Source organism: Tenacibaculum retecalamus (assembly GCF_027941755.1).
Taxonomy (GTDB): domain Bacteria; phylum Bacteroidota; class Bacteroidia; order Flavobacteriales; family Flavobacteriaceae; genus Polaribacter; species Polaribacter haliotis_B.
Genome location: NZ_CP115916.1, coordinates 897762 through 910699, shown reverse-complemented (window position 1 = coordinate 910699; position 12938 = coordinate 897762). Strand labels below are relative to the sequence as shown.

Sequence of the window (12938 nt, the reverse complement as noted above, 5' to 3'; positions counted from 1 at the left end):
ATGATCAATTTGGCTATTTTTACAGTTAATAAGTTACCTTGTAAAAACATTTTTATAAAAGCTTAATCACTTAAAATCTCACTTAGTGAGCAAAAAATGAACTATGCAGTTTAAACATCCTGAAATTTTATACTTCTTAGTACTTTTACTAATTCCGCTTATAGTTCACCTATTTCAATTACAGCGATTTGTTAAAATTCCGTTTACCAATGTTGCCTTTTTAAAAAAACTAGCACTACAAACTCGTAAAAGTTCTCGCATAAAAAAATGGTTAATTTTAGCTACGCGCTTACTATTATTTACCGCTTTAATTATAGCTTTTGCACAACCTTATTTTAGCAATCACAAAAGCGATCAACAACAACATTTCTTAATTTATTTAGATAATTCTTTAAGCACAAATACCGATGGGGATAAAGGGATTTTATTACAAGTAGCGAGTCAAGAAATTATAGAAAATATTTCAGATAAAGCAACTTACTCTTTAATTACAAATGATGAATTTCATAAAAATAAAACAGCTTCTGATTTAAAAGATATTTTATTAAAAGTAAAAAACACCGCTAAAAACACGGAATTAAAAGATGTTTTATTAAAAATATCTACCGAAAACAAAACAAATACACTTTCTGAAAACATTATTATTTCTGATTTTCAGAACGTAAAAAAAGAAGACTTATTAAGTTCACCAAAGAATACCTCTTTTGTAAAATTAAATCCGCAGCAAAAAAGTAATTTATCAATAGATAATGTTTTTATAAGTGACAACGGAACAACAAATTTTGAAGTAAACATTCTTGTTAAAAATCAAGGAATTTTAAAAAAGAATGTACCAATTGCTATTTACAACAAAGAAAAGTTAATCAATAAACAACTTTTTTCTATTGAAGAAAATGAAACTAAAAAAGTGGTTTTTTCTATTTTGAAAACAACTGATTTTTCTGGAAAAATTGAATTAAATTTTAAAGACACTTATACTTTTGATAATTCCTTTTATTTCGCCATAAACTCCAACACTAAAACTGCTGTTTTAAATATTGGTGAATCTGCTGATTTTTTAAGCAGAATTTATACAAAAGAAGCATTTGACTTTACATTTTCTGCTATTAAAAACCTGAATTACAATTTAATTCAGAAACAGCATTTAATTGTTTTAAATGAAATTGATAATATTCCGGAGAATCTTATTGCTAGTTTAATTGAATTCACTAAAAGCGGTGGAAACTTGGTTATAATACCTTCTAGAGATTTAACCATTTCGTCTTACAACAGTTTATTTAACAAACTTAAAATAGGAAAACTACTCTCTAAAAAAACTGATAGTTTAAAAATTACAACTATAAATTACAAACATCCGATTTTAAAAAAAGTGTTTGAAAAAAATGTGCGTAATTTTCAATATCCGTTTGTAAAAACTTCTTATAATACACAACTATTAAACGCTAGTACTGTTATTTCTTTCGAAAACAAACTGGGTTTTATACAAAAAACAAACTCAGTAAATTCAGCTATTTATTGGGTAGCGGCTCCGCTTAATAAAGAGAATAGTAACTTTATAAATTCTCCTTTAATTGTGCCAGTTTTTTATAATATTGGTAAAAACAGCTTACAACTTTCTAAATTATATTATACAGTTGATAAGCAATCAGTTATTGACATTGATAAACAACTAGGCAAAGATGAAATAGTAACTATTTCAAATAACAAAACGTCCTTTATTCCGCTGCAACAAACACTTCAAAATAGTGTAAAAATTACAACTACAGATCAACCTTTAGTTGCCGGATTTTATCAAATAAAACAAGAAGCAAGTATTTTAAAAAACATTGCTTTTAATTATCCGAAGAAAGAAAGTTTATTAAATTTCTTAGATTCAGAAAACTTAAACTCAAAAACTACCGCTAATTCGGTTAAAAACACCTTAAAAAATATTAATAGTGAAAATAAAATTCAATGGCTTTGGAAATGGTTTTTAGCCTTAGCCATTGTATCTTTGCTTATAGAAATTTTGATCTTAAAATTCTTTAAACCATGACAACGCTGCTAAAATCGGCTACAATTATTGATGCCTCTAGTCCTTATCACCAACAAACTAAAGACATTTTAATTACTGATGGAATTATTACCAAGATTAACGATACGATTACTTCTAAAAAAGAATATCAAGTTGTAAAACTTGATAATTTACATGTATCTACAGGTTGGTTTGATACGAGTGTTTCTTTTGGTGAGCCTGGTTATGAAGAGCGCGAAACAATTAAACATGGTTTATTAGTAGCCGCTAAAAGTGGATTCACAGCTATTGCTGTAAACCCAAATACAAACCCGGTAATAGACAATAAATCTGCCGTTGAATTTTTAATTAATAAAGCCAACGGATTCGCTACGAACCTATACCCTATTGGTACGTTAACACAACAAAGTAAAGGTATTGAAATGGCCGAATTGTACGACATGCAACAATCTGGCGCTATTGCTTTTGGAGATTATAATAAACCTATTGCTAACGATAATTTATTAAAAGTAGCTTTATTATACACTCAAAATTTTAATGGCTTGGCAATGAGTTTTCCTAAAAATAATGCGATTGCTGGTGAAGGTGTTGTTAATGAAGGTAAAAACAGCACGCTTTTAGGTTTAAAAGGAATTCCTGCTTTGGCAGAAGAGCTTCAAATTTCTCGCGATTTATTTTTACTAGAATATACGGGTGGAAAACTACATATTCCTACAATTTCAACTAAAAAATCGGTTCAACTAATTAAAGACGCTAAAAAGAAAGGTTTAGATGTAACATGTAGCGTAGCTGTTCATAATTTATTTTTAACTGATGATGAATTGCATGATTTTGACGGTAATAAAAAGGTAAATCCACCGCTGAGAACATCAACCGATATAAAAGCACTTTTAAAAGGTGTAAAAGACGGAACGATTGACATGATAACGTCAGATCATAATCCGATAGATATAGAACATAAAAAGGTAGAGTTTTCAGAAGCAAAAGACGGAACCATCGGTTTAGAAAGTGCTTTTGGTGTTTTAAATTCAATTTTAGATATCGAAACTATTACAAACTGTTTATCTACTAATCCAAAAGAACGTTTCGAACTAGAGAAAGCAAGTATCAAAGAAAATGAAAAAGCAAATTTATCAATTTTTAACCCTGATGGATCTTATACATTTTCAAAAAAACATATCCTATCAACTTCAAAAAATAGTATCTTTTTAAATAAAGAATTAAAAGGAAAAGTATACGGTATTTACAATAACAATCAATTAGTTTTAAATTCATAAAATGAGTTTACATTACATCGTAAGAGAACCTAAGAAAACAACTACAAATCCGTCTTTATTAATTTTACTGCATGGATACGGTAGTAACGAGCAAGATTTATTTTCATTTGCTGAAGAATTACCTGATAACTTATTAATTGTTAGTGCGCAAGCACCACATAGTATGGGCATGGGAGCTTATGCTTGGTATGCCATTAATTTTGATGCTGTTAATGGTAAATTTTCTGACTTAGTTCAAGCAAAAGAATCAGTAGATGAAATTGCTTTATTTATTGATGAAATAAAAAATAAATACAACACAAATCCTTATAAAACATTTCTTTTAGGCTTTAGTCAAGGAGCCATTTTAAGCTACGCACTAAGTTTTAATTACCCTAATAAAGTGCAACATGTAATTGCTTTAAGCGGTTATATTAACGAAGAATTACTACCTAAAAAAATACCGAGTACGATTACTACAGATTATTACATTTCTCATGGAACCGTAGATCAGGTATTACCTATTGATTGGGCTCGAAAAGCACCACAAATTTTATCAAACAATAAATTACAAAGCGAATATTCAGAATATCCGGTAGGTCACGGAGTGGCTCCTCAAAACTTTTATAGTTTTAAAAAGTGGATCGAAAATCGTTTGTAAAAATTTAATTATTATTTTTAAGCAAAAAGAAATATTTTTGCATTCTAAAGAATCAGTATGGGTTTATTAAATCAAGATGTTCTATATTTTTGGAGCACACCGTTTTTTATTTCAATAATTTTAATTGAAATATATTTTAGTTACAGGTCGAAGAAGAAAAATTACGATTTTAAAGACACTTCTACGAATGTTTATTTTGCACTAATAAACTTTAGTTTAGACCTATTAATGAAAGTAATCTCTTTTGGTGTAATGGGAATTTGCTATCATTACAGAATTGTAGATTGGGAATATTTAGGCCTAGCTTACTGGTTATTTGCATTTATTGGACAAGATTTTTTATACTACATACATCATTATGTAGACCATCATTCAAGATTTTTTTGGGCGGTTCATGTAACACACCACAACTCGGAATATTATAATATCTCAACAGGCTTTCGTTCACCGGTATTACAGCCTTTATTTCGTTATATGTTCTTTTTACCTTTAGCTTTTTTAGGAGTTGAACCTTTACATATTATGTTTGCTTATGCATTGAATCAAATTTACGGAACTTTGTGTCACACAAATTTTATAAAAAGCAAATTAGGTTTATGGGGATTTTTCTTTGTAACTCCTTCTCATCATAGAGTTCATCATGCTTCAAATACCAAATATTTAGACAAAAACATGGGAATGGTTTTAATCATTTGGGATCGTATGTTCGGCACATTTCAAGCTGAAGAAGATGAAGTAACTTATGAAAAACTACGTTACGGATTAACTTCTCCGTTAGAAGACAAAGGCCTATCAATATAATTTTTCATGAATGGAAAGAAATTTTTAAAGATTTCTTTAATAGAAAAAAACACTTACCACTAGGCACTCGACTTAAATATGTTTTTATGCCTCCGGGCTGGAGTCATGATAACAGCTCTAAAACAAGTAAAGAGTTACAGGCTGAATTATCATCTAAACAAAAATAAAAAACCGAGCTTTAAGCTCGGTTTTTTGTTATCCTAAAATCTGTTTAGCGTGTTCTTTTGTTTTTACTTTACTAATTATATCTTCAATAATTCCGTTTTCATCAATTACAAAAGTAGTTCTGTGAATTCCGTCATATTCTTTTCCCATAAACTTTTTTGATCCCCAAATACCAAAAGCATTAATTACTTCTTTAGTTTCATCTGCTAATAACGGAAAAGGTAACTCATGTTTATTTATCCAGTTTTGTTGGCGTTTTGCAGAATCTGCACTAGCTCCTAAAACCTCGTAGCCTTTTGCTAAAAAAGATTGATAATTATCTCTTAAATCACACGCTTCATTTGTACAACCTGGCGTACTTGCTTTGGGATAAAAAAATAAAACTAGTTTTTTACCTTTATAATCTGTAAGTTTTACTGTGTTTCCTTTTTCATCAACAGACTCGAAATTTGGTGCTTTATCTCCTATTTTTAATGTTATCATAATTCGTATTTTTGTCGATATAAAGATAAAGAAAATGACCAAGGCAAACAAAGTTCAATTTGTGATAGATACATTAGAGAAATTGTATCCAGAAATACCAGTCCCTTTAGATCATAAAGATCCATATACCTTACTTATTGCCGTTTTATTGTCTGCACAATGTACTGATGTTCGTGTAAATAAGATTACACCTCTTTTATTCGCTAAAGCGGATAACCCTTACGATATGGTAAAAATGACTGTAGAAGAAATTAAAGAAATCATAAGACCTTGCGGATTGTCACCTATGAAATCGAAAGGAATTTATGGTTTATCTAAAATATTAATCGAAAAACATAATGGAGAAGTTCCTGAGAGTTTTGAATTTTTAGAAGAATTACCTGCTGTAGGCCATAAAACTGCTGGCGTAGTAATGAGTCAGGCTTTCGGTGTTCCTGCTTTTCCAATAGATACACACATACATCGATTATTATATCGTTGGAATTTAACGAACGGTAAAAATGTAGCTCAAACTGAAAAAGATGCAAAACGATTATTTCCTAAAGAAATATGGAACGACCTTCACTTACAAATAATTTGGTACGGACGAGAATACTCTCCTGCTCGTGGTTGGGATTTAGATAATGATATTATTACTAAAACAATAGGAAGAAAAACCGTTTTAGATGAATACTATAAAAAAAGAGCATAAAAAAGCTTCAACCATAGTTGAAGCTTTTCCTCTCTTAATTCAAATTCAATTCAATGAGATAGTTTGATTTGGTTTTAACTACTTTTAACGATTTAGAAAAATTAATCAAAAATTGAATTGTTTCTTGTGTAGGTTTCATTTTAAAATCCGGAGATTTTTCTGAGTAAATTTGCATCATATATTCCCTTTATATATTTTGTTATCAAGTATTTAACGATGCTACTTCACTAATATTGTCTAATTTACTAATATTATTTTATTTTTCTCAATTATTTTTCTCAAATTAATTAAAGCATATCGCATTCTCCCTAAAGCCGTATTAATGCTTACTCCTGTATTCTCAGAAATTTCATTAAAACTCATATCATTATAAATACGCATCTTTAAAACTTCTTTTTGTTCTTCTGGTAATTCTTCTACCAAATCTCTAACATCAGCTAAAATTTGTTCTTTTATAATTTTATTTTCAGCATTTAAAGCACCATCTGTTAGTACAGAAAAAATATCAAAATCCTCTGTATTGTTAAAAGTTGGCATTCTATTATTTTTCCTGAAAAAATCGATAATTAAATTATGAGAAATCCTCATAACCCAAGGTAAAAATTTACCTTCTTCGTTGTAACGTCCTTTTTTAAGTGTTTTTATCACTTTAATAAAAGTATCTTGAAAAATATCTTCTGTAGTATCTCTATTCTGTACTTTGCTATATATAAAGCTATATAATCTTTGCTGATGGCGTTTAATTAGTAATTCAATCGCCAATTCTTTTCCATTAATGTAGTCTCGTACTAAAGCGCTATCGCTTACAACATCTTTATGCATCATAATTACTTTTTTTAAGAACATCATTCAATATTCTTCCGTTAAGGGGTGAATCGTTAAAAAGTAATTATTTAGCTATAGGCTTTTATTTATTGATTAGTAACTAGTTACAAATATTGTTTTTTTTATTAACAAATACAAGTATTCAATAAATTTTATCTAAAAATTTTAAAAAATTAATTGGTTATTCTCTTCTTTCATTTACAAAAATGGTATTTTTATCCCTTATTTTTTTGAATAGATGAAGACAGATATTTCTACCATTAATCCTAAGGAAAACATTATTATAAAAGGGGCAAAACTGCACAATTTAAAAAATATTGATGTTGTTATTCCTCGAAATAAATTAGTTGTAATAACAGGGCTTTCTGGTTCTGGAAAATCTTCTTTAGCTTTTGATACTTTGTATGCCGAAGGACAGCGTCGTTATGTAGAAAGTTTATCTTCATACGCGCGTCAGTTTTTAGGAAAATTACACAAACCTAAGGTAGATTATATCAAAGGGATTGCTCCGGCAATTGCAATCGAACAAAAGGTAAACTCAACAAATCCAAGATCAACTGTAGGTACCTCAACCGAAATCTACGATTATATAAAACTATTATATGCACGTATTGGTAAAACCATTTCGCCAATATCTGGTAATGAAGTAAAAAAACACACCGTTTCTGATGTACTTACTTTTGTTAAAACTTTCGAAGAACGCACCAAACTTTTATTATTAGCGCCAATTACCCTTAATGAAAACAGAGATTTAAAAACTGTTTTACAAGTATTAACGCAACAAGGTTACGCGCGATTAAAATATAATAATACTGTTTTAAGAATTGATGATTTTCCTATTGAAGATTATAATGATGAAGCGTTATTTTTAGTGGTTGATAGAATTATTTTAAAACATGAAGAAGATTTTTACAATCGCTTAGGAGACGCCATTCAAACTGCTTTTTTTGAAGGAAAAGGATTCTGTTTAATAGAAAACTTAAATACCAATACTGTTACTGAATTTAGTAATAAATTTGAGTTAGACGGTATTACTTTTTTAGAACCGAACACACATTTATTTAGCTTTAACAATCCATACGGAGCTTGCCCAACTTGTGAAGGCTACGGAAGCGTAATTGGCATTGATGAAGATTTAGTGATTCCGAATACAGGATTATCAATCTTTGAAGATGCTATTTTCCCTTTTAAAACTGATGCCTACAGAATATATAAAGAAGAACTAATTCTTAACGCTGAAACTTTTGAAATTCCTATTCATAAACCATGGTTTGAACTTTCTGAAGCACAAAAAAAGCTTATTTGGAACGGGACAAAAAAGTTTGAAGGAATAAATGACTTATTTAAAAAATTAGAAGAAAAAAGTTATAAAATTCAAAATAGAGTGATGCTTTCTCGCTATCGCGGAAAAACAACTTGTACCGATTGTAACGGTAAAAGATTGCGTAAAGAAGCCAACTATGTAAAAGTAAATGACAAAGTAATTTCTGACTTAGTTACACTTCCTTTAGATGAATTGGCTGTTTTTTTTAAGAACATAAACTTAAATGAAAACGACAAAAATATTGCGAAAAGATTGCTTACAGAAATTAATAATCGTTTGCTTTTTTTAACTGATGTTGGCTTAAAATACTTAACCTTAAATCGTACTTCTAACACACTTTCAGGTGGTGAAAGTCAACGTATAAACTTAGCCACTTCTTTAGGTAGTTCGTTGGTAGGATCTATGTATATTTTAGATGAACCAAGTATTGGTTTGCATCCAAAAGATACAGAAAGACTAATTGAGGTTCTTAAAGATTTACGCGATTTAGGGAATACTGTTATTGTGGTTGAACATGATGAGGATATTATGAAGGAAGCCGATTATATTATTGATATCGATCCTGAAGCAGGTACTTATGGCGGACACGTAGTTGCCGAAGGTACTTTTGATGCTATTATGAAATCAGATTCCTTAACTGCCAAATATTTATCCGAAGAATTAAAAATTGATATTCCAACTTCTCGTAGAACATCAAAAAACACTATTGATATTATTGGTGCGCGCGAAAACAATCTTAAAAATATTGATGTTTCTTTTCCTTTAAATAACTTAACGGTAATTACAGGTGTTTCTGGTAGTGGCAAAAGTACGTTGGTTAAGAAAATTTTATATCCTGCAATGCAGAAAAAACTAAACGGGTATGGAGATAAAGTTGGCCAATACACCAACATAACCGGAAGTTTTGATACAATAAAACATATTGAATTTATTGATCAAAATCCGATTGGTCGCTCATCAAGATCAAACCCTGTTACTTATATAAAGGCGTATGATGATATTCGTAAATTATTATCAGATCAAAAACTATCTAACATAAGAAACTATCAACCAAAACATTTTTCTTTTAATGTAGAAGGCGGTCGTTGCGAGGTTTGTAAAGGTGAAGGTGAAGTTACGATTGAAATGCAATTTATGGCAGACGTGCATTTGCAGTGCGATACTTGTAACGGAAAACGCTTTAAAAAAGAAGTATTAGAGGTTACTTTTGGAGGAAAATCTATCGATGATATTTTAAACTCAACTATTGATGATGCTGTTGCTTTTTTCTCGGAACACGAACAACCTAAAATTGCTAAAAAACTAAAACCTTTGCAAGATGTTGGTTTAGGCTATGTACAATTAGGGCAATCGTCATCAACCTTATCTGGTGGAGAAGCACAACGTATTAAACTAGCTTCTTTCTTAATAAAAGGAAACACTAAAGACAAAGCTTTATTTATTTTTGATGAACCTACAACCGGATTGCATTTTCATGATATTAAAAAACTTTTAGCTTCGTTTAATGCTTTAATCGAAAAAGGACATTCGATTATTGTAATTGAACATAATATTGAATTAATAAAATGTGCCGATTATATTATTGATCTTGGTTTAGAAGGTGGTAAAAATGGAGGTAATTTAATTTTTGCAGGAACTCCTGAAGAGTTAATTAAAAATAAAGCGTCTTATACCGCTAAGTATTTACAAGAGAAACTAAATTAATATAAGTTCGGTATAAGAAAAGCTGTCGGTTCGAGTGAAATTATGCAAGAATTTAATTATAGAAAACAACATTTTTGTTTTTTTTATTATACTTCTCGATACAATTTTCTATCGAAAATTACTCGAAGTGACAATTTAAAAATCAAAATTTTTATATCGAACACATATTAAACCAATAAAAAAGCTGCCTGATTAATAACCAGAACAGCTTTTCATTAACAAAAACTAACAAAATAATTAACAATTACTGAAAATTTTTATCTCCAGTATTAAGGTTATACACGTAATTAAATGTATAATATTGTGCGCCTGAATTAGCAGGATTTGCTGAATTTGAGCTATCCATATCTTTATAATAACTTATAATTTCCATTTTTGCATAATGGCCATCATTTGTTTTTATAATTAAAACTTTTCCTGTTACAGGGTCTATACTATGATCTTCTCTATCATAAGTATACCAAGTACTTTTTGGTAGTGCTAATGCATTCGCTGCATCTTGTTTAAACACTGCTGCTGACGGTACTGTTTTTATTTTAGAAAACTTACCTTCTACTATGGTTAAAGCGGCATTACCTGTTCTATTTGGTTCTTGAGTCTTACCTGTTGGCACTCCTCCATTTACCAAAATAGTAGTTCCTCTAAAAGCAATATCCCAATTATCATTGGTTACAATTGTACCGCTCTTAAAACTAAACTTAACAAACTCTCCTGATTCAACTGCTGGGTGCACTGATCGATCTGTTGTTTCTTTTGCATGTAAATTAACCACTTGATTTGTAGAAACTTCACCTGGTACTATATCGTTATTTTCACTGCATGATACAGCTACAAAACTTAACATTGCAACGATTAAAATTGACTTTAAAATTCTCATTTTTTATTGATTTATATATTAAAAATTAAATTGGATTCTACCATAATAAGTGCTTCCTAAACGTAAAACACTATCGTTATTTTTGAAGGTGCTTTTATTTTCGGTTCCTTTTTCATCGAAAATATTATCAACACCTAGTTGAAGGTTCATTAAATCAAAAAATGTTTTTTGAATGGCAATATTTACTTGCATATTTCCTGCTACAAAATCGTCATACTCATCAATAATTCCTTGACTGTTATTAGTATCAAACAAAGCATATTTACTTCGGTACACTGCCCTAACATTTGCAGAAAAATCATATTGATAGTTTTCATAAAAAACTTTAAAGTTTGCCATGTGTTTAGACCTGTTTGGTAATCCGTAATAATTTGAAATTGTCATTTTTTCTGATGAAGATAATGGTGTTCTTCTGTAAAAAACCTTGCCTGACTTTATTAAATCTTCTTGCGATTTATCTCCCGTATCCAAAAATTGATACCCTCCTAAGATGTTAAAATTAGAGGATAGTTTATAATTCGCCTCTAGCTCCACCCCTTGCGTATATACTTTATTGATATTTCTGTAAGAAAAAATACGTGTTCCAGCGGGCAACCCTATATCTGAGGCATTTAATTGCGTATCAAAAGTATCTATCAAGTCTTTAATATCATTTCTAAACAGGTTGATATTTACTTTTAATCCTGCTGCTGGTTTTAATTCAAATCCGAAGTTATACCCAATAGAACTTTCTGGTTTTAATTCTTTTTCTATGGATTGTATTTCTGGTAAATTACCATACAAATTGTGTAATGTTTGGGTTCCTAAAACCACATATCCGCTTGCGGAATTTCTAAAATTAAAATATAGCTGTCTAAAATCAGGTGCTTTAAATCCGTAACCTACCGACGCTTTTGTAGTAAGCCAATTGTTAATTTTATAGCTTGATGATATTTTTGGTGTAAATGCTGATTTATATTGATTACTATTTTCAAATCGAGTACCTATAATTACATTTAAATTTGGGGTAGGATTAAAATCAAACTGTCCAAAAACATAAGGTGTATCGTATTTTTTAGTGCCTTTAAATTCAGTTCTTTCTAAAGCGTCAAAATTAGCTCCTACTCCTAAAATCAAAATTCCGTCATTAAACTTATTTGTCGATTTGATTTCTGGTCGTAGCAAAGTTTGTTTATACAATGTTTCATCATTATTAAATACACTTTCTGCCTTATACTTTGTGGTGTAAAAATTATAATCTAACTGCCATTTATCGCTTATTTCATGATTAATTGTAGCATTAACATTCCAATCGGTTTGTTTATTTTTATGTTGATTTTTATGTTGATTTTGTTGATAAAATCGATTCGCTACACTAACTTTTAGTAGATTAGAAAAATCGTAACTTAACTTTAAATCTCCTGTAAAATTTTGATGTGCTTCGGTTGTTTTTGGAGCAGTTTCAGGTGATAAATCAAAACCATTACTGGAGTTTAAATTTATTCCTGAAACCACACCAAACCCCTTTCTTTTCGACTGAACGTTTGTATTTATATCTAATTCGTTAGTAGCACCTCCTTTTATTAAATAACCAACAGAACCTTCTACTTTATCATTTTTAGGCTGCTCGGTAATTATATTAATTACACCACCTATTGCTTCAGATCCATACAAAGAAGAAGATGGTCCTTTAACAATTTCAATCTGTTTTATATTATTAACCGTTAATCTATTTAAATCGATGTTTCCAGAGGTTCTTCCTACAATCGGAACACCATCAATTAAAATTAAAGTATAATCTGCCGCAACACCTTGTAGTTGGACTCCTTCTGAGCCTCCAAAGTCAGAAACTAAAGCGATTCCTGTTTGTTCTAACAAAATATCTTTTAAACGTATTGCACCCGATTTCACAAGCTGTTCTTTAGATATTAGCGTAACAGGCATTGGTATTGATGATAACTGTCGTTTAGTTCTTGTTGCTGTAACAATTACCTCTTCTAACTCATTTATTTCTAGAGTCTCGTTATTTTTAACTGTTTTTTCTTGCGAAAAAACAGTTAAACTTATAAAAGTTAAAAAACCTATTATTTTTCTATTTAGAAACATTCTTAATAATTTTCGACAAATATATTCTTTATTTTAAATCAATCTAAATAAA

At 29.8% G+C, this 12938-nt stretch carries 10 protein-coding genes; 6 read left to right on the top strand and 4 right to left on the bottom strand.

The window, feature by feature from the left end; genetic code table 11:
- Positions 1 to 103 precede the first annotated feature (103 nt).
- The 4 genes from PG912_RS04550 to PG912_RS04535 are packed head-to-tail and all read left to right on the top strand — an operon-like array spanning position 104 to position 4732.
- Positions 104 to 2035, top strand: a complete 1932-nt coding sequence (locus PG912_RS04550) for a BatA domain-containing protein (RefSeq protein ID WP_275688641.1) — start codon at positions 104 to 106, stop codon at positions 2033 to 2035.
- Positions 2032 to 3291, top strand: a complete 1260-nt coding sequence (locus PG912_RS04545) for a dihydroorotase (RefSeq protein ID WP_275688640.1) — start codon at positions 2032 to 2034, stop codon at positions 3289 to 3291. The genes PG912_RS04550 and PG912_RS04545 overlap by 4 nt, the downstream gene beginning before the upstream one ends.
- A 1-nt stretch (position 3292) precedes the next feature.
- Positions 3293 to 3931 (top strand): alpha/beta hydrolase, encoded by a 639-nt coding sequence (locus PG912_RS04540; protein ID WP_275688639.1) that lies wholly within the window; start codon positions 3293 to 3295, stop codon positions 3929 to 3931.
- Positions 3932 to 3988: 57 nt separating this feature from the next.
- Complete coding sequence (locus tag PG912_RS04535; RefSeq protein WP_275688638.1) at positions 3989 to 4732, top strand: sterol desaturase family protein; 744 nt, start codon at positions 3989 to 3991, stop codon at positions 4730 to 4732.
- Positions 4733 to 4927: 195 nt separating this feature from the next.
- On the opposite strand, the gene bcp is transcribed toward PG912_RS04535, so the two are convergent.
- Complete coding sequence (bcp, locus tag PG912_RS04530; protein WP_275688637.1) at positions 4928 to 5380, bottom strand: thioredoxin-dependent thiol peroxidase; 453 nt, start codon at positions 5378 to 5380, stop codon at positions 4928 to 4930.
- Between the two features lie 34 nt (positions 5381 to 5414).
- Here bcp and PG912_RS04525 point away from each other — a divergent pair, with 34 nt between their 5' ends.
- Positions 5415 to 6071, top strand: a complete 657-nt coding sequence (locus tag PG912_RS04525) for an endonuclease III domain-containing protein (protein ID WP_275688636.1) — start codon at positions 5415 to 5417, stop codon at positions 6069 to 6071.
- Positions 6072 to 6308: 237 nt separating this feature from the next.
- Here PG912_RS04525 and PG912_RS04520 read toward each other — a convergent pair whose 3' ends face one another.
- Complete coding sequence (locus tag PG912_RS04520; protein ID WP_376740996.1) at positions 6309 to 6896, bottom strand: RNA polymerase sigma factor; 588 nt, start codon at positions 6894 to 6896, stop codon at positions 6309 to 6311.
- 238 nt (positions 6897 to 7134) lie between these two features.
- On the opposite strand from PG912_RS04520, the gene uvrA reads away from it, so the two are divergent.
- On the top strand, positions 7135 to 9924 hold the full coding sequence (gene uvrA / locus PG912_RS04515) for an excinuclease ABC subunit UvrA (protein WP_275688635.1): 2790 nt from the start codon (positions 7135 to 7137) through the stop codon (positions 9922 to 9924).
- 244 nt (positions 9925 to 10168) lie between these two features.
- Here the strand turns inward: uvrA and PG912_RS04510 are convergent, their stop codons facing one another.
- Together PG912_RS04510 and PG912_RS04505 are read right to left on the bottom strand one after the other, a co-directional pair.
- Positions 10169 to 10801 (bottom strand): HmuY family protein, encoded by a 633-nt coding sequence (locus PG912_RS04510; RefSeq protein WP_275688634.1) that lies wholly within the window; start codon positions 10799 to 10801, stop codon positions 10169 to 10171.
- 18 nt (positions 10802 to 10819) lie between these two features.
- Positions 10820 to 12886, bottom strand: a complete 2067-nt coding sequence (locus PG912_RS04505) for a TonB-dependent receptor plug domain-containing protein (protein ID WP_275688633.1) — start codon at positions 12884 to 12886, stop codon at positions 10820 to 10822.
- Positions 12887 to 12938: the final 52 nt, after the last annotated feature.

Bases quoted from the DNA above. Each gene is read 5' to 3' on its own strand.
- uvrA (WP_275688635.1), top strand. From the start codon at position 7,135: ATGAAGACAGATATTTCTACCATTAATCCTAAGGAAAACATTATTATA.
- PG912_RS04535 (WP_275688638.1), top strand. From the start codon at position 3,989: ATGGGTTTATTAAATCAAGATGTTCTATATTTTTGGAGCACACCGTTT.
- PG912_RS04545 (WP_275688640.1), top strand. From the start codon at position 2,032: ATGACAACGCTGCTAAAATCGGCTACAATTATTGATGCCTCTAGTCCT.
- PG912_RS04540 (WP_275688639.1), top strand. From the start codon at position 3,293: ATGAGTTTACATTACATCGTAAGAGAACCTAAGAAAACAACTACAAAT.
- PG912_RS04520 (WP_376740996.1), bottom strand. From the start codon at position 6,896: ATGATGCATAAAGATGTTGTAAGCGATAGCGCTTTAGTACGAGACTAC.
- PG912_RS04525 (WP_275688636.1), top strand. From the start codon at position 5,415: ATGACCAAGGCAAACAAAGTTCAATTTGTGATAGATACATTAGAGAAA.
- PG912_RS04505 (WP_275688633.1), bottom strand. From the start codon at position 12,886: ATGTTTCTAAATAGAAAAATAATAGGTTTTTTAACTTTTATAAGTTTA.
- PG912_RS04550 (WP_275688641.1), top strand. From the start codon at position 104: ATGCAGTTTAAACATCCTGAAATTTTATACTTCTTAGTACTTTTACTA.
- PG912_RS04510 (WP_275688634.1), bottom strand. From the start codon at position 10,801: ATGAGAATTTTAAAGTCAATTTTAATCGTTGCAATGTTAAGTTTTGTA.
- bcp (WP_275688637.1), bottom strand. From the start codon at position 5,380: ATGATAACATTAAAAATAGGAGATAAAGCACCAAATTTCGAGTCTGTT.